The organism is Pseudomonas sp. 10S5 (genome assembly GCF_035019745.1).
In the GTDB taxonomy this organism is placed as follows: Bacteria; Pseudomonadota; Gammaproteobacteria; order Pseudomonadales; family Pseudomonadaceae; genus Aquipseudomonas.
This window is the reverse complement of sequence record NZ_JASJVL010000001.1, coordinates 123,096-138,883: the sequence shown is the minus strand read 5'-3', so window position 1 is coordinate 138,883 and position 15,788 is coordinate 123,096. Positions and strand designations below refer to the sequence as shown.

Here is a 15,788-nt window from a genome sequence, read left to right as displayed (position 1 = left end):
AAGGAATTTAAGGTCAGCAAGGTAGAGAAGAGAGGTTTTGTTCGAAAAATAACGGAACCGGGTGAGGTTGCAGCGTGGATTTCAGGATTTTCAACGATTTAGTTTGTAGCGTTAGGGAGAAATATTTTGCGAAATCCGACAGACGCATACGAATGGTGAGCCGCAAAGAATTTATCGGATCGGTTGCGGCTCAGCGTAAAGACAATCGTGGAAAGACTTCGGCTCCGCACACACTAAAATTCTGATATTGCCTGAATTAGTGGACGCGATAACCCTGCGCACAACCTGACTTTCGGTTTCCGGGTTGCTGTCGCATAAATGGCAACCCGTTTAGCTACGCAAGACGGGATGCCCGGACGCATAACGACGTGCTCAATCGTTGATCAATTTACCTGTGCGAATGGGCTCACGCCCCGCCACTTTCGCCAGCCATAAACCTGGCTGTGTATAGCGACCGCGATCGATTGCAAACAGAACGCCGCTGGTACCGGCACAGACCGTTGTGGCGCAATCATTGAGAGGATCGACCACTTCGAACACGGCATCGCCACGTTCTACCCAGTCACCAGCTTCGCGCAGAAAACTGACAACGCCCGCGTGTGGCGGGAACAGGTATTCGGTGCCTTCGAACGGCATGCCTTCGCAGCATTCGCCGGGGGCTTCTGGCCACTGACCATCAATGAATCCATGTTCCGCGAGAAATCCTAGTATCGCTTCTGTATTGGCTTGAGCCTGATCCACACGAGTATCGCCCATGCTCCCCAGTTCCAAAGTAGTCGCCAGACACGCTAAGGGAATCTCGGCGTCAGGGAAGGCCTGGGTGAGGCGCAACCATGGAAGTGAGCAGGACTCGTCAAATGAGCTGCCTCCAGAATCTTCCGCCAATAGCGCCACTCGCGCCTTAAGTCGTGCGGCAAGGGATTGCCATTGCGGCCATTGTTGAGGCAGTGCGTAGATATGGATCGCGGCATCAAAATCGCAGTGCAGATCGAGCGTGATATCGGCATCACAGGCATGTCTTAGCAATAACCGGTGCATAGCCTCAAGCTGCGTCGCAGCGGCCGGTAAACTATCAAGCTCGTCGCGCATGGCTTGGCGGATCAACTCGACGTTAGCCTTGGCGTCGCTTCCAAGCTGATCACCGATCATCGCGCCGACCTGCTTACCAAGTTCGTGGAAACCTCGATTGAAATTTTTGCCGCTGGCCAGTTCGAATCGGCCCAAATGGCTGCCCTGCAGTTGCTGGTCGAGACCCATCGGGTTGGCCACTGGCACCAGTTCGATGATGCCCTTGAGCTGTCCTAGGCTTTCCAATTCGCCTAAGCGTTTCTTGAGCTCCCAAGCGGTACGCATGCCGGGTAACTCATCAGCATGCAAACTCGCTTGAATGTAAACCTTGCGCACTCCACTACCGTAACGGAATACGGTCAGGTTTCGTTGGGTACCTAGATTGCTCCAAGGTAACGAGTGATCAATACGTTGCATGTGAGAACTCCTGCGCAGACAAAACACGCGCAAAAAAAGTGGCATTCGCAGAGCGCTTTATGCGCAGCGAGTGCCACGATTTTCAATCGTTGAGGTTATTTGCCGTACACGTCAAACTTGAAATATTTATCCTGAACCTGTTTGTACTTGCCGTTGGCACGGATATCAGCGATGGCGTCGTTGAACTGCTTCTCAAGTGCGCTATCGCCTTTACGTACGGCAATACCAGCACCGCCGCCGAAGTATTTTGGATCGTTGAACTCTGGGCCGACAAATGCAAAGCCCTTACCGGCGTCGGTTTTAAGAAAACCGTCATCCAGGTTTACCGAATCTGCCATCAAAGCGTCCAGTCGACCAGAGACTATGTCCATGTTCGCTTCCTGCTGAGAACCGTAACGCACGACGGTAATACCGGCCGGCGCCAGCACTTCGGTGGCGAAGCGGTCATGGGTGCTCGCACGCAGTACCCCGACCTTCTTACCGTTAAGTTCGGTCAATGGGTCTTTGATGTTACTGCCTTGCTTCATTACGAAGCGCGCAGGCGTGTGGTAGTACTTATTGGTGAAGTCGACGGATTTTTTGCGCTCATCGGTAATGGTCATGGACGACACAATGGCGTCGATTTTCTTGACCTTAAGCGATGGAATCAGACCGTCAAACTCTTGCTCGACCCAGGTACATTTCACCTTCATCTGCTCGCAGAGCGCATCCCCAATATCGACGTCAAAACCGCTCAACTTACCGTCTGGGGTTTTGAACGAGAACGGCGGGTAAGCGGCTTCGATACCAATACGTAGGGGCTTTTCGTTCTCGGCTATTGCGGGCAGGGATAACATCGACAGCGCCAAGGCGCCGACCATTGCTAGCTTTTTCATCTATAACTCCTTCATTTGGGAGAATGTCGATTAGCAGGGATTAAGTGCTCGGCAGTCTAAGACTACGTCAGGTTTGGGAATTACCAAGTTGCGACAATAATTTACGAAATAGTCAGGACTCTGGCAGGTAATCGGTCGAGGGTTATCGCCTCAGCCCGAGGCATCGTAGGCTTGGGTTGTTGGTACCTGTGCGGGTTTCGAAGCCTGCGGTGGCGATTATAATTTTGATCCAGTCGGCACCGCTAATATGGCCAGTTAACAGTTTAAAAGGCACTGTCGTTGTACAGTGGGCCGCGTTCCACGGTTGCTTTCATTTGATACCAATAGCCAACAAGACGAGTACCAGTAATGCGATATAAATGCGTGCATGCAGCTCATCCGGGATTTTTCCTGCGTGAGGCATTGCAAGGCGAACCCCTATTAACGAGCCGACGGTCAACAAACAGAAAGCGGGGAGATAGATGTAGCCCAAAAAAACGTAGCTAAGCTGCTGCGTTTCCATTTGCCCCGTGATCACATACATCAAAGATCCAACAAGCGCTACGGGCATGCTCAGAGGATTAGCCAACGCCGATGATTGGGCCATGCTCAAACCCGTTCTGCGCAACATTGGAACGGTCATTACGCTACCACCTACACCCAGCAAAGTCGCAATTGTGCCAATGGTGATACCTTTAAAAGGTATCCCTCGCAGCGCTTTTTCTGTTTGATCCAAGCCAAGCAGAAAGCCTTTCCGGAAAAGGCAGTCAGTGATAGTCAACAGTAGGTAGACCACAAACGCCATACGAACACCGTCACTAGTCATAAAATTGGCCAGTACTGCCCCAGCCACTGCACCAGTTGCGATATAACCCGACAGCGGCCAGATGTAACCACGGGCCAATTTCTTAGCGTGGTGCTGCTTGAGCGTTGCCATTGACGCGCTAACCACCATGACTGCAGTCGAGGTGGCTACTGCTATTTGCATTGCAGAATCGTAGCCAAAATCACCTGGATTATGGCTGGAAATGAGTAAGTGATAGACCAGAGGAACTACAACAAAGCCGCCGCCAAACCCAAATAGCACGGTAGTAATTCCGGTCATGCAGCCAAACGTTGCCAATATCAAAAGGCTCATCCAATATCTTCCATTGCTCAATATTTTATTGAGCAGGCATCTTAAAGATGCGGCGCTTGAACGACTTCAGCGAACGAGCCAACTGTGTTTTCGTTTCAGCCAAAGCCTCATGGATCATTGACGATGCGTAATGCTTCAATCTCAATTCTGGACTCCACACTTCGTAGCGTTGTGGCAATTGGCACAGATTATGAGTATGGCCATCGCCTACCGATACACAGCCATCGGCGCTCACAATTACTCTATGGATCAAAGGGCGTTATGCAGGTGACTACCGCCCTGGGTACGTGGGTAGTGCCGCCCCAACGTGCCGTGTGGATACCACAGCAGATACCTCACGAAGTGCTATTTCTTGGCGTAACGACTCACAGCTTATACATCGAGCCTGAGGATTCGCCGGTCACAGGAGAAAGATGCCAAGTGATTGAGGTCAGTCAGTTGATGCGCAACTTGCTTCAGGAGGCAGTGGATTTGCCTTTGGAGTACGACGAGGACGGACGGGACGGCGCGATAATGAAGCTCCTGCTACACGAAATACAGCGTGCAAACGAGCTTCCTTTGCATATTCCTATGCCCATGCACGACCGCTTACTGGCAAGCTGTAAAACCTTTCTGATGAAGCCCGACGTCACCCTATCGGCCCAACAGTGGGCTGATTCTATATTCATCAGCGTGCAGACATTTAACCGTCTTTTCCAAGAACAAACCGGCCTGAGCTTTGGACAATGGCGCCAACGAGCTTGCGTGGTCTTAGCTCTTTCGCGGCTCGCCGATGGCAACAGTGTGACGTGTATTGCTCTGGAGATGGGTTATGAAAGTCCCGCTGCATTTGCAACCATGTTTCGCCGAGTACTGGGCTGCGCGCCTTCGACGTATCTCAATAGTTAGCCTTCCTTGCGAACTCGTCCGACGCATTAGCTAGACGAGGAATCACCTTCGCCGTGCTACAAGCAACCGAGATTGGAAAGCCTGTGTATGAGCAAATAGGCTGGATGGGGACCTCGGAAATGGCCAAACCCATCACTTGATAACGACTGCTTTCGGCCGATTCTGTTGAAAAAGTTGAAATTTAAGACTGAAAGACATTGAGGTTGGTCGTCTCTTCAGAACCCATTCGCCACGTTGTCAGCCATACTCCTGCGTCTCTTCGCTCCATTGAAAATCGCTGATAGGGAGGCTGTCGTTCTTGCGTTCGGTTTTGCCCCAAACGGGCACATGTAGCTGGATATTTTTTTCGTCCACCCTCCAGGCCAACATCGGTGCGGTTCAATAAGCGGTCTCGCCGAGTCGACCGGGCTTGATATCGAACTGCTCTTCGACACGCTCAATCATGGTCTTGGTGCTCTCGACCTCGGCTGTTCGATGAGCCGGGGTGATTTGCTGGGAAGTGATCTTCAATGTTGAACGAATAAAACAGCTGCTCCTGTCTACTCGACAATTGTCCCATCACGCTGTGAATCCTCCCGCCGGCCGATGACCGTATTTTGCCGCAGGCCAGCAGGATATCTACTTTTTCAACAGAATCGGCCGACTTCTGCCGGTCGCAGTCAGCATCGATAAGTAGCTCCAAGCCGGTCACGGCCAATGACACGGAGGTGTCTTCTAAGCGTACTTGGCAACTAGTGGAGACCATGGTTCTACTTTGACTAGTCTTTGACCTAGTCTCGATGATTAAGCCCCATAAAAGCGCGACAGTTTCGGGAGTCGATACTTCCTTGCTTATAAGGCCAGCACGCAAGCTGTTTCATACTGGGCGATTGCCGGACGATCGTTAGCTTTACTTTCTTTGAGAGCTCCTCTCGGGGGGAAAGATCAGAACCAGCGCCGAGGGTAACTACGTTGTCAGCTCCTCTAGGAATGAAGTTCTGATCATTGAAGACGGTTTGTCGAGCCGTGTTGGCTGGTAGATGTATGTCCAATGGTGCTTGAGGCTGCGAGGGCTTGATATCTTGCCTCGGCGACATTTCACTGGCGCGAATCAGCTCCCCTTCTCCCACGATTGGACTCATCAACCGTTTGTATGCCGAGTCGGTGCTCGGGGCTCGGCTTATCAACTGCAGTGCACCTATCGTGGCTATGCTTCCAACCACCAGACACATGCCCAGGTAAAAAACGCTACGTTTGTGATGTCTTCTGATGACTCGTTCGGAAGCATCGCTGATGTCAGCTTTCATCCATTCTCCGGTTCGCCTTTGAGGAGCGAAAAGCGTCCTTTTCCTACAGGCTTATCTCGCACGATGGCGGGCTTGAGGATGCAGCGGATTTCTCGAACGGATTAAAGCATATAAGAGCGATTCTAAACGACCCACTCTGGCCGACTTTTGCAGCTTGCGACGTGCCGGACTTGGCCAGAAACGGACGGAGACAACAGGCAGAGAACGATCGGGAGCGGAGGGTCGCTCCAAAAAAACAAGATGCACCGGTGCTTGGGAAAAAGACGAACGGGCTTCTCGCCCGCCCCGGCTTATTTTGACCGGCAGAAGTCGACCCAAAGCTGCCCTTGGCTGACTTACCCAATCACGACCTTACTGTCGGAGCAGACCGCCCCATTCACTTCAGGTTCTGCTCAATCCAAACGGCCATCGTCGTCAGGTCAATACCGTGTGCAGCGTTGAAGGTCTGACTCTTATCCCAAGCGACTCCTTTACCTTCAGCGAATACGGCTCGGTACTTGCTTAGCTGGTCATTCGGAGCAGCATTGAGATCGTCCTTCAATTTGGGAATGCTCCATTCGATGCGAGATACCGTTCGGTTGAGCGTTGCATCAACCACATCCGCCAACTGTGCGTAGGTCAGGGTGTCTCCGGCCACGAAGACCACCTGATTGGCGAGGCGCGGCTTGGCAAACACAATCTTCGCCGTCAGCATCCCTATATCTTCTGGCGTAGTAACGGTGACCTGAGTATCCCAGCTGCCTAGCGCATGAACAGTATTTTTTGCCAGATCAACCACGCCAAACGCGGGCTCGAATAAGAAGCTTGTAAACATCCCGGTGGAGATGATGATCCATTCGGTAGCGCGTTGCGCACGCAGTAGCTCACGGACTTCAAGTTGCTCATTAAATAAATCCTGCGCACTGCCTTTGCCAATCACGTCGTAGTCCACGCCAAATTGCCACGGCACATAGCGTTTTACGCTCGCCTGAAGCACTGCACGGGTGAGTTTCAGCTGGGTGCCGGCACCGGCTATGAAACCTACGCAACTGATGATCGTGTCGAATCGGGCGAAATGCTCGGCAAGTTCCTCAACTGAATCGTTAATGACGTCAGCCTGCAAAATGTCTATGCCTAGCCCACGGAGTTCTTCAATGGCGCGCGTTTTAGATGCGTCTTGAATCACCGCCACCGGTGGACGCAGAAGCACAGTAATACGAACGCCTGCATCCTTCTTGTTTAACGTAGTCCTAGCCAGCTCGCGTACCACGGACATGCCGAGTTCACCGGCCCCCAGCACCAGAATGTTGTCGGTTTCCACTGGTTTTGGCGTTTGCATAAATTTTCTCCAATGTGCTGATCAAGGTGAGTGAGAGTTATCCTGTCACCATTGGAGCCTGCCCATAAGTAGGTACACGAGTGATCCTGGGGGGCGAATGGATAACGAAGAAATCATTAGGCAGTCGCAAGCTGCGTGCGAAGCACTCAGCGCAGGAGATGATGGTCTGAAGCGGGAAGTTCTCACCCATGCTGGTAATCGTTGGTCGCTGGGAATCGTCCACACACTAGGGGTGGAGGGACGGCTGCGGCATGCGGAGATAGCCAGGCGCATGAGGGGCGTGACACAGCGGATGTTGACCCGCAGCTTGCGCCAGTTGGAAAGAGACGGCTTGGTTTTACGCCGGGATTACAACGAGGTGCCGCCACGTGTCGACTACGAATTATCCGAGCTGGGGCGGGGCCTACTAGCGCGGATGATTCCATTGTGGATGTGGGTGGCAGAGAATGCTGAAGGTTTTCGCGATGCTCGTATTCTCTACGACTCTGACATTTCGAGTGATACGAAGTGACCGCTTCTGGCCGATGGCTGCGCTTCCTAAATGAGCAGTCATCGGCGCTCTCGCCTCCAAATTTAGCAACTGGCCAGTCAGACCAGCCTTGCGCCGCCGTCGATATTCAAGGTGGCGCCATTCATAAAACCGTTACTCATCAGGAAAACAACGGCGGCGCCTGCTTCTGTTGCGCTGCCTAGTCGATGCAGCGGCAGCGACTGTTCCAGCGCCGCCACGAACGCATCACGCCCGTCGCCCAGTGCTTTGCTGAAAATGGGGGTGTTGATCGGACCGGGTGACAAGGTGTTGACCCGAATCGGCGCCAACTCGAGGGCGAGGCCCCGCGCCAGCGCTTCCATCGCGGCACACGCAGCCGACAACACAGCGGAGCCATTGGCATTGGGTCGCTCCGACAGCATCCCGGAGATAAAGGTGATGGAACCGTCTTTTGCCAGCCGTTCGCCAAGGGCTCGTATGGCATGCACCGAAGCCCACATACGCTCCTCAAATGCCCGGCGCAGGTGGTCAATCTCGGCATCCATTACCTTGCCCACCACACCCCCTACCCACCTCGTGACAACGTTGAGGCAACTTTGCATGCCCTCATCACTGAACGAGACATCTTTTGCGCCTATTCCTTTGCGAAAAACCTTCCCAAGGCAAAGACATCGCCCGCGTACTTGGCGCAACCAAGCGCGGCGACGGGTACCTGATCGGTGATTCGGTCTGCGTGACCTGGTGCATCGGACATTTATTGGAAACTGCGGCCCCTGAGGCCTACGACGCACGTTACAAATCCTGGTCTCTGGACCACTTGCCGATTATTCCTAGCGACTGGAGGGTCCAGGTCAAGCCTAGGACGGCCGCGCAATTCAAGGCCGTGAAAAAACTTTTGGGTGAAGCCAGGGAATTGGTGATTGCCACGGATGCTGATCGTGAAGGCGAGTTGATCGCCCGTGAAATCATAGATTACTGCGGGTATCGCGGACCGGTGCAACGTTTGTGGCTGTCTGCTCTGAACCCTGAATCAATTCGTAAGGCATTAGCTGATTTGAAGCCAGGCGAGGAGACCTTTTTGCTGTATCACGCGGCATTGGCTCGCTCTCGCGCAGATTGGTTGATCGGAATGAACCTGAGTCGCCTGTTTACGCTGATCGCCAGGAGAGGTGGTCATGATCAATTATTCACCGTCGGCAGAGTCCAGACGCCTACGTTGAGCCTGGTTGTGAACAGAGATCGGGCCATATCGGCGTTCGTAAAAAAGCCTTTCTGGGAGGTTGAAGTTCTGCTCTCTGCACAGGGCCAGGCGTTTAGTGCGAAGTGGAAAGCACCACGCGACTTGCTGGACTCCGAAGGCCGCTGTGTGGACCAGGCGCAAGCTCTTCAGGCGTCCCGCCGTATCGCCCAAGGCCAGGCCGTTGTCAGCAATATCGATGTTGAACGCATCACTGAACGACCCCCGTTGCCTTTCGATCTGGCGACGCTGCAAGAACTCTGCGACCGCCAATTGGGCATGGGGGTTGAGGAAACGTTGAACATTGCGCAGTCATTGTATGAAACTCACAAGGCAACACATTACCCGCGCACCGAATGCGCCTACCTTCCGGAAAGCATGCTTGAGGAAGTGCCAGCGGTTTTAGCTGCACTGGGTAAAACCGACCCGTCAATCATCCCGTTGCTACAGAAAATAAATGCTCAGCAGCGTTCACATTGTTGGGATGACAAGAAACTCGTAGGGCCGCATCACGGCATTATTCCGACCACTGAGCCTGCGGACATTTCAAGAATGTCGGACAAAGAATCCAAGGTGTATGACCTCATACGACGTCGGTATATCGCACAGTTCCTGTCCAACCATGAATATGACCGCGCCTCAGTATCACTCTTATGCTCGGACATGGAGCTGCGAGCGGTAGGCAAGCAGATCGCTGTGACAGGATGGAAAACCTTGTTTTCTGGGAATGCCTCAAGCGATGGGACCGATGAAGAAACTATCACCGAAAAAACCCAGCAACTGCCAGTTCTGCATGTGGGCCAAAGTTGTCGTGTCGATGCCGCAGAATTGAAATCGCTGATGACATCGCCGCCACGCCCCTACACAGAAGGTTCACTACTCAAAGCGATGAAGAATATTGCCGAACAAGTCGCAGACCCGCGACTCAAGGCCAAGCTGAAGGCCACCACCGGCATTGGTACTCAAGCCACTCGGGCGTCGATCATCAAGGGGCTGATGCAACGTGGATATATAGAGAAAAAACGGCGAACGTTGAGTCCTACGGCATCTGCTTTTGCCTTGATCGATGCCATCCCAGCCATCGTCAAAGACCCAGGCATGACCGCGATCTGGGAACAGGCCTCGGATGAGATTGAAGCTGGTCGAATGACTCTGGATAGCTTCCTCAACAGCCAAGGTCTATGGATCGGAAAACTGGTGGAACAATGCTCGACGGTCACCCTGCGCCTCGATCAACCACCAACACCGCCCTGCCGGCAATGCGGCTCAAGCATGATCAAAAGAAAAGGCAAAAAAGGACTGTTCCTGTCATGTACACACTACCCAGACTGCAAGGGGGTTTTAAGCATTGGTCCCACCAGCAAGCGGAGCGTTAATCCGAAATCCTACAAATAAATCCCACCTACTGTGTCGGCTGAAGGGAAAGAAAAACGGTATTCCAAGATTCATCGACGTATGAAAGAATCACCCGGCTCCTAATTTTCACCCGCTGGCTACTGGCGGTCATCAGTGGCGTTTGGGGCTCAACACTCCATACCCAAGCACGCTTTACCTCGGGAAGCGCGTGCAGGCTCTCCCTTCGTCTCCCTGTCTGTCCGGGCACGTTGCCGTCACGATCTCCATGCTCGGGATCCACAGGCGTAAAGAGTTCAAGGTCTACTCTCCCTCGGGTCGATGCGCGAAGCACGGCCCCTACTTCTCCTTTATAAGCGACTTTGAAGAGTGCCCTGACCTTCTGCGGTGCGGAATGTGAGGACACCCTTCCGAGGGGCTGATATTCGCTGCCGGTGCCCGCCGGTGAAAAAACGGGCTCCCTTTGTACGCGGATGCGTGCCAGCGAAATTCCGATTCCAGCCACGACAAGAATCGGGTGAGGTGTGAGCAATGACAGTCAATGCCAAGGGGCTGTCGATGCGATCGTTCATAGGTGGTTTTCTGTTCTTGAGCCGAGACGCTGATCTCGGCTTAATTTCCTTGGTCGTTACAACTACAGCGGTGGAATCGGGTAAAACTCAACAGTCACGTTCCCATCCCCATCATGAGTGATATCCAAAACCCTATTAAGCATGTCGTCGATGCTGGCCAAATCTTCCAGCACGATATCGAACAGATAAGTTTGTACCTTATAGGTCAATGGCTGTACTGAATTCAGACAGATCAGACCGGGGTGCACGTCCTGAAACAGATATAAGCCGCCAGGGCTGACGTAACCTTTTCCCCGAAAATCCCGAGAATTGGCCGTGACCAAAATAAAATCGTCATTGATCACGCACCTGACCAATTCTGGATCTTTTAAACCCAGCCAACCACGGTCTCTGACGCAGCTGCAATCCAGGCCAGCGTTGTACGCACGTTCGACCAACCTCGGACTCAGACACTCATCCAACAGGAGCCGATGAATCATTTGCCAATCTTAGTGGAAGCGATAACCCTCCGCACAGCCTTACCTTCGGCGGGCTTAGGAACTGAATAAATCTTTGGCCGCCCCCGACGCGGATGCGTCTTCACGTAGATCCGTGCGTCCTCGATAAGCTCAATCGTCAAGAACCCATAGTCCTCTTTAAGCGCCTCGAACGAAGTGCCTTCATCGATCGATGCAATAACGATATCTATCGGTACCCGTGACCCTTTGAAAACAGGGACGCCGCCCATGATGTCCGGGTCTGTAACGACAACAGACTCAGCCTCTCTCAAATGCTCAAGGCGCTCTCTCACGAAGTTCATATGTTTTTCAAAGCTGATTTCGAATAAATCGGTAGAGACACGCAGCGCTTGGGCATCAGGAAACAACTCCATCGTGACCATGCGCTCTGAGCTCGGGGAACTGAGCAATCGATCCGTAAACACCTGGAGAATTTCGACCCGGGTTTTTTTTGAAAATACGTCCTGTGCGGCCCTATTAAAGCTCATGAGTACCGCCGCCAATGGCGCGTAGAGTCGGTACCCCGTCAGCTTCTTTCGATAAACATAGAAAGCCGGCAGGATGTTTTCATCAACCGCTTTGTTGACCTCTTTCTCAGTCAAGCCGCTGAGATAGGCAACCTCGGCCGGCATCATTGACTCACGGACGACAGCGACCATGACGGACCCCTAATAATTATTCCTTAAGCTGGGGAGAATTATAGTCATACCACCGTTCAGCACAACCTAGAACCGACGATCTGTGCCTGCTCTCGCAATCCGTTACTCGTTAGGCTTGACAGGGCATAAGACTTTTTCCACTCTAGCCGCATGTCCGCTGACGTCGTCAGCAGCATGCTCAGGTAGCCAAGATCTTAAAGGCTACGGCGCGATACTCCGCGTTTGATCCCCCCAGAGATCGCCATCAGCATTCGTAATACACAGTATCCGCATCAGTGAATTGATTGATGACAGCACCTTATGTTTGAATTCTAAGGCGTTGGCAGATCGCGATGATCTTGCTCCTGCGTTGAGCAAGTTAGCCGACGCGCTTTCGTGAGTTAATGCTTTCATTGAACTACAGATTCTATGTGTTTATTAAAATAAAAAAGGAGCGCGAAATGGATGTTCCGCAGGATTTCAAACCGTTATTTAGAAGCAGCCCTTTTCTTGATCTTCTAGGCCCCTTCTATTATCGGGAAAATACTGAAGGTTTTACTATTGGGATTCGTGTACAGGAGAAACACGCCAATGCGCGTGGACTCGCCCACGGAGGCCTATTCATGGCACTGGCTGATGTCGCCCTAGGCTACAGCGCAGCTTTCTCGAAAGACCCACCTCTCAAACTTGTGACGACTGCACTGACAACGGATTTTGCCGGTTCCGCCAAGATAGGCGATTGGTTGGAAGCCGTGGTGGATATTCAAAAAACCGGAAGCCGATTGGTTTTTGCTAACAGTTATATTAGCGTTGGAGATGAACGAGTGGTCCGAGCCAGCGCTTCATTTCTAGTGGTTAGCTGAAGCGCGGACGGCGATTATTGATCGAGCTTGTCGATAAAGCTGTCGCGGGTTTCCCTAAGCGCCGTCGCGGACAATTCCATTAGCCCAGAAAACAATGCATCGGGATCCTCATGTACTCGCCCTTTCGGAACGCGCCAGGCTCGGTGCTGCGGGTGGTCTGTCCGGCGAATGAAATAGCCCTGCCGATCCAGAAGCAACCGATTGCTCCCCTCGATGTAAGTCAGCAGCAGGCCATAGTCATAGCCGTCATACACCACTCGTTTCAACAACGCGGGACGTCGTATTTTCATGACGTGGGACTTCTTACTGTGAGAGTTCAACGGAGGATGGTGGTTGGCGATCAGCAGGTAGGACTTTCAGAATGGGCGTCACGACTGCGCGATTTTTTGCTTTGCAGTGAGAGTGATTCCAGTGGAATCATGCTGACAGTTGGGCACTGGCATCAACGCCTTCTGACTCGGATAAGGCGTACTCTTTTGTGGTTCAGTGGTCCAGCCAACGACACGACAACTGCACCTCCGACAAGCCCGAAAGCGCTAAAAGCAAAACCTGCTAGCGACGGCCCTATCACCAATAGAGCGGCCATACCGATAAGCCCCAAGCACACTGACATCCACCCTGATAACGCTGTTAGATTCCAAGCGTTGCTCGTCACTGCAATTTCCTGTTGGTCGTTTTCGTTCATCGGGCTCTCACGTGCCAGCATTGATTTATATTTCGCAGGCTGAACGAGAAGTACAGGTTGGCGATTAGAGGGCAGCTTTCCAGGATCAGCTTCGCGAACAGTGCGATTTTTTTTACCGAAGAGGCTGATTCCAGTGGAATCATGATGGCTAACCACCACTATGATTCCACTGGAATCACCTTGTTCGTCAGCCATCATCCAAACTCAAACTTCTCTATCCGCAACGTTTTTTAAGCTAGCGTTGGTTTCGAGAACGAAGCTTCATACGCCCCAACAGTCTCCCGCATGAGGCGTTTTTTATGCCAACTTATTCTTCATGTTCCGCCGCCGCATGATCAGCCGCTGCGAGCACCACGCTTTCAATCCGGTGCGGCAAGATCCCGATGCGATTGGCCTGCACTTTCATTGCACTGTTCTCTTCCCCGTCGTCGTCCTCCCACTTGTCCATCACCATGCGTCCTTGCACCAGCACCCGGACGCCCTTCGCGTACAACTTCGAGTAACGCTCGGCATCCCGATGCCAAAGCTCGACGTTTGCCCAAAAACCACCTCGATCCTCGTATCCGCCGTCGCTCTTGGGTATCGAGTTGTCGAAGTAGACGTTCAGTCGCAGCAGGCGTCGGGGATCCTTGTTGCCGTTCGGGAACTCCTTGAACTCGGGCTTCGTACCAATGTTGCCTTCACCCAGAAATGTTGTGCCCATGGTCAGGCCTCCTTTGCATGGTTGTTATTGATGAGGTCGAGTCGTTGACGGTAGGCAGCTTCTGCTTGGCCCATCTTTTTCGAGCACTCCGTCGCTTGCCGGCAGATGCTGTGGGTCAGGCTGATTTGCATATTGATCGCGATCCGCTGCAGTTCTAGCGCGTACAAATCCGCGATCAAGCTGTCAGGGGTGCGTGGGTCGCCGAGAAGTTCGTCCCACAGATCGACCCCCATCTTGCTGCGATCCGTCCGGCTCCATCGCAGGAAGACAGTTCCTGATCCGGTGGACTGGCAGGTCAGTCGAATCGGCAGCAACGTGAAGGGATAACGCTCGGCCTGGGCGAGCACATCACCGACCGCAAGCCGGATCAGGTTGCCTCTCAACTGCCGACACAACAACGCAAATTGGCTCAGGTCCCCCTTACCCTTAAAAGGTTTTAAAAGCCCTTTAAGGAAGGATGCGTGTTCGAGGGTCGAGAAGGCAGTCTGTTGCAGCGGCAGGAAGGCTGCGTGTTTTGGCCCAGTTCTCGATTTTTGCGACATGTCGTTCGGCTCAGTCTTTTGAAATTCTGACATTGCCTCAGCCCTCCCCGACCTCGGATTCATCAGCGCCTGTTCGCTCTGACGCTTCAGCACTGTCGGAGACGGTTTCGATATCCCACTCGCCTGCTGCAGATTGAGCTTTGGCACGGACAATCACCGGTGCGAACTCAGACCGCCGCGTGCCTTCCAGAACATCCTGCGGCAGCTCTCCAAACGCCTCGCGAGCCTCCCGCGCCCTGGCGTTATTGGCCGCAAAGTCGTCTCGCGCAGCACCGGAATATTTGAAGCGCTGTGCCAAGCCAAAGAGGCTTCTCAGCACATGTGCGCCCTCGTTGAGCCAGACCTCCATATCCCGGCGGCCAATCAATGCCGTGTGATGGGCCAACAACAGACGGCGGGCAAGTTCATCGAACTGCGTCAGTAAATAGACGGCCATGAAGCCCAATTGGGCATTGATGAAGAGCGGCAGCTTTACCGGATGGACGCTGAGGTTGTCACCGATATTCAGGGTCGGTGGTAAGCCCGACATGACCTGATCCAGCTTTTCCTGGATCAGGTTCAGCTCCACTTTGCAGGTCGCGATTTTTTCTTCGACTTGGATGATCCACCAATCGGAGTAAGGATCATCAAGCTCGGCACCGCGCTTCATCTTGTTCATTATCCCGACGAAGCCGCTCAGCCCAATGATGCCGTTCTTACCATCCGAAGCAGTTCGCCCATGCCAAATCCGCGCGGCATGGTGAGTATGTAAAGTGAGGTCCATGACGCTACGGAGCGCGCCGAGGTTGAGCTGGATAGGTTCTGCCACGTTGAAGATCCTGATTGGCTTGGATGCAATCAGTGTCGCCAAGGGGTAGGAAGGTTGTCAGCGGCCAAACTGGATTGGGGTGCGTTCTTTTCGGAAGGGCATGGTGGGACCTGGTGATTCCAGTGGAATCATAGTGGCAGTTAGGCACCGTGATTCCAGTGGAATCACCATGGTGAGGATCGACAGATAATGGCCAACGCAGCCCTAGATGTGGCTACAAAGCCAGAGGCGAATCAGATTTCTGCTAGAGAATTAAAAGGCTCCTCCTCTAACAAAAAAACACTACCAGTCAATCACTACGAAGGATGCCTACAACCACCTTGCAAAACGCCGCCTCTGCCACACCACATCGCCATGCCATGCCATGCCATGCCATGCCAAAGAAAATAACTCAATCACCAAATACCGATCTTGTGCTCTCACCGAGCCCA

General features: G+C 52.9%; 16 protein-coding genes and 1 pseudogene. 4 read left to right on the top strand and 13 right to left on the bottom strand.

Annotation, left to right across the window (positions count from 1 at the left end; translation table 11 throughout):
• Positions 1 to 372: 372 nt before the first annotated feature.
• From QN378_RS00630 to QN378_RS00620, 3 genes are all read right to left on the bottom strand, one after another.
• A complete protein-coding gene (locus QN378_RS00630; protein WP_323547021.1) occupies positions 373 to 1,485 on the bottom strand; it encodes a succinylglutamate desuccinylase/aspartoacylase family protein in 1,113 nt (370 codons plus the stop codon).
• Between the two features lie 95 nt (positions 1,486 to 1,580).
• A complete protein-coding gene (locus QN378_RS00625; RefSeq protein ID WP_322204163.1) occupies positions 1,581 to 2,360 on the bottom strand; it encodes an ABC transporter substrate-binding protein in 780 nt (259 codons plus the stop codon).
• A 310-nt stretch (positions 2,361 to 2,670) separates the two neighbouring features.
• A complete protein-coding gene (locus QN378_RS00620; protein WP_322204166.1) occupies positions 2,671 to 3,477 on the bottom strand; it encodes a sulfite exporter TauE/SafE family protein in 807 nt (268 codons plus the stop codon).
• A gap of 123 nt (positions 3,478 to 3,600) precedes the next feature.
• Between QN378_RS00620 and QN378_RS00615 the strand changes: the two genes are divergently transcribed.
• Positions 3,601 to 4,365, top strand: a complete 765-nt coding sequence (locus QN378_RS00615) for a helix-turn-helix transcriptional regulator (RefSeq protein ID WP_323547020.1) — start codon at positions 3,601 to 3,603, stop codon at positions 4,363 to 4,365.
• Positions 4,366 to 4,608: 243 nt separating this feature from the next.
• Here the strand turns inward: QN378_RS00615 and QN378_RS00605 are convergent.
• Both QN378_RS00605 and QN378_RS00600 read right to left on the bottom strand, forming a co-directional pair.
• A pseudogene (locus tag QN378_RS00605) lies at positions 4,609 to 4,869 on the bottom strand (IS5/IS1182 family transposase); the annotation flags it as partial.
• Positions 4,870 to 6,027: 1,158 nt separating this feature from the next.
• The gene (locus QN378_RS00600) at positions 6,028 to 6,969 is read right to left on the bottom strand and encodes an aromatic alcohol reductase (RefSeq protein WP_323547019.1); all 942 of its coding nucleotides are present in this window, start codon (positions 6,967 to 6,969) and stop codon (positions 6,028 to 6,030) included.
• A gap of 97 nt (positions 6,970 to 7,066) precedes the next feature.
• Between QN378_RS00600 and QN378_RS00595 the strand changes: the two genes are divergently transcribed.
• Positions 7,067 to 7,480 carry a helix-turn-helix domain-containing protein gene (locus QN378_RS00595; protein ID WP_322204172.1) on the top strand — a complete coding sequence of 138 codons (414 nt, stop codon included), beginning with the start codon at positions 7,067 to 7,069 and terminating at the stop codon, positions 7,478 to 7,480.
• A 77-nt stretch (positions 7,481 to 7,557) separates the two neighbouring features.
• Here the strand turns inward: QN378_RS00595 and QN378_RS00590 are convergent, their stop codons facing one another.
• Positions 7,558 to 8,004 carry an SDR family oxidoreductase gene (locus QN378_RS00590; RefSeq protein WP_323547018.1) on the bottom strand — a complete coding sequence of 149 codons (447 nt, stop codon included), beginning with the start codon at positions 8,002 to 8,004 and terminating at the stop codon, positions 7,558 to 7,560.
• Between the two features lie 83 nt (positions 8,005 to 8,087).
• Here QN378_RS00590 and QN378_RS00585 point away from each other — a divergent pair, with 83 nt between their 5' ends.
• Complete coding sequence (locus QN378_RS00585) at positions 8,088 to 10,091, top strand: DNA topoisomerase III (protein WP_323547017.1); 2,004 nt, start codon at positions 8,088 to 8,090, stop codon at positions 10,089 to 10,091.
• Positions 10,092 to 10,683: 592 nt separating this feature from the next.
• On the opposite strand, the gene QN378_RS00580 is transcribed toward QN378_RS00585, so the two are convergent.
• Positions 10,684 to 11,100, bottom strand: coding sequence for a DUF5615 family PIN-like protein (locus QN378_RS00580; protein WP_322204176.1), 417 nt, complete (start codon positions 11,098 to 11,100; stop codon positions 10,684 to 10,686).
• Entirely contained in the window at positions 11,097 to 11,750 is a 654-nt protein-coding gene (locus tag QN378_RS00575) for a DUF433 domain-containing protein (RefSeq protein WP_322204178.1), read from the bottom strand. Before QN378_RS00575 ends, QN378_RS00580 begins: the two co-directional genes overlap by 4 nt.
• Before the next feature lie 467 nt (positions 11,751 to 12,217).
• On the opposite strand from QN378_RS00575, the gene QN378_RS00570 reads away from it, so the two are divergent.
• Positions 12,218 to 12,619, top strand: coding sequence for a PaaI family thioesterase (locus tag QN378_RS00570; RefSeq protein ID WP_322204181.1), 402 nt, complete (start codon positions 12,218 to 12,220; stop codon positions 12,617 to 12,619).
• Between the two features lie 14 nt (positions 12,620 to 12,633).
• On the opposite strand, the gene QN378_RS00565 is transcribed toward QN378_RS00570, so the two are convergent.
• The 5 genes from QN378_RS00565 to QN378_RS00545 all read right to left on the bottom strand — a co-directional run bounded on the left by QN378_RS00565 (position 12,634) and on the right by QN378_RS00545 (position 15,366).
• Positions 12,634 to 12,909, bottom strand: coding sequence for a hypothetical protein (locus QN378_RS00565; protein WP_323547016.1), 276 nt, complete (start codon positions 12,907 to 12,909; stop codon positions 12,634 to 12,636).
• A 152-nt stretch (positions 12,910 to 13,061) separates the two neighbouring features.
• Entirely contained in the window at positions 13,062 to 13,499 is a 438-nt protein-coding gene (locus tag QN378_RS00560) for a hypothetical protein (protein WP_322204185.1), read from the bottom strand.
• Between the two features lie 112 nt (positions 13,500 to 13,611).
• Complete coding sequence (locus QN378_RS00555) at positions 13,612 to 14,007, bottom strand: single-stranded DNA-binding protein (RefSeq protein WP_322204187.1); 396 nt, start codon at positions 14,005 to 14,007, stop codon at positions 13,612 to 13,614.
• 2 nt (positions 14,008 to 14,009) lie between these two features.
• Positions 14,010 to 14,549, bottom strand: a complete 540-nt coding sequence (locus QN378_RS00550) for a DUF3158 family protein (RefSeq protein WP_323547013.1) — start codon at positions 14,547 to 14,549, stop codon at positions 14,010 to 14,012.
• A 37-nt stretch (positions 14,550 to 14,586) separates the two neighbouring features.
• Entirely contained in the window at positions 14,587 to 15,366 is a 780-nt protein-coding gene (locus tag QN378_RS00545; RefSeq protein WP_416350620.1) for a PFL_4669 family integrating conjugative element protein, read from the bottom strand.
• Positions 15,367 to 15,788 lie beyond the last annotated feature (422 nt).

Coding starts and splice junctions, on each gene's coding strand:
- QN378_RS00620 (WP_322204166.1), bottom strand. CDS start 3,477: ATGAGCCTTTTGATATTGGCAACGTTTGGCTGCATGACCGGAATTACT.
- QN378_RS00580 (WP_322204176.1), bottom strand. CDS start 11,100: ATGATTCATCGGCTCCTGTTGGATGAGTGTCTGAGTCCGAGGTTGGTC.
- QN378_RS00555 (WP_322204187.1), bottom strand. CDS start 14,007: ATGGGCACAACATTTCTGGGTGAAGGCAACATTGGTACGAAGCCCGAG.
- QN378_RS00575 (WP_322204178.1), bottom strand. CDS start 11,750: ATGCCGGCCGAGGTTGCCTATCTCAGCGGCTTGACTGAGAAAGAGGTC.
- QN378_RS00600 (WP_323547019.1), bottom strand. CDS start 6,969: ATGCAAACGCCAAAACCAGTGGAAACCGACAACATTCTGGTGCTGGGG.
- QN378_RS00630 (WP_323547021.1), bottom strand. CDS start 1,485: ATGCAACGTATTGATCACTCGTTACCTTGGAGCAATCTAGGTACCCAA.
- QN378_RS00550 (WP_323547013.1), bottom strand. CDS start 14,549: ATGTCGCAAAAATCGAGAACTGGGCCAAAACACGCAGCCTTCCTGCCG.
- QN378_RS00560 (WP_322204185.1), bottom strand. CDS start 13,499: ATGGCTGACGAACAAGGTGATTCCAGTGGAATCATAGTGGTGGTTAGC.
- QN378_RS00565 (WP_323547016.1), bottom strand. CDS start 12,909: ATGAAAATACGACGTCCCGCGTTGTTGAAACGAGTGGTGTATGACGGC.
- QN378_RS00595 (WP_322204172.1), top strand. CDS start 7,067: ATGGATAACGAAGAAATCATTAGGCAGTCGCAAGCTGCGTGCGAAGCA.
- QN378_RS00625 (WP_322204163.1), bottom strand. CDS start 2,360: ATGAAAAAGCTAGCAATGGTCGGCGCCTTGGCGCTGTCGATGTTATCC.
- QN378_RS00590 (WP_323547018.1), bottom strand. CDS start 8,004: ATGGATGCCGAGATTGACCACCTGCGCCGGGCATTTGAGGAGCGTATG.
- QN378_RS00615 (WP_323547020.1), top strand. CDS start 3,601: ATGCGTAATGCTTCAATCTCAATTCTGGACTCCACACTTCGTAGCGTT.
- QN378_RS00570 (WP_322204181.1), top strand. CDS start 12,218: ATGGATGTTCCGCAGGATTTCAAACCGTTATTTAGAAGCAGCCCTTTT.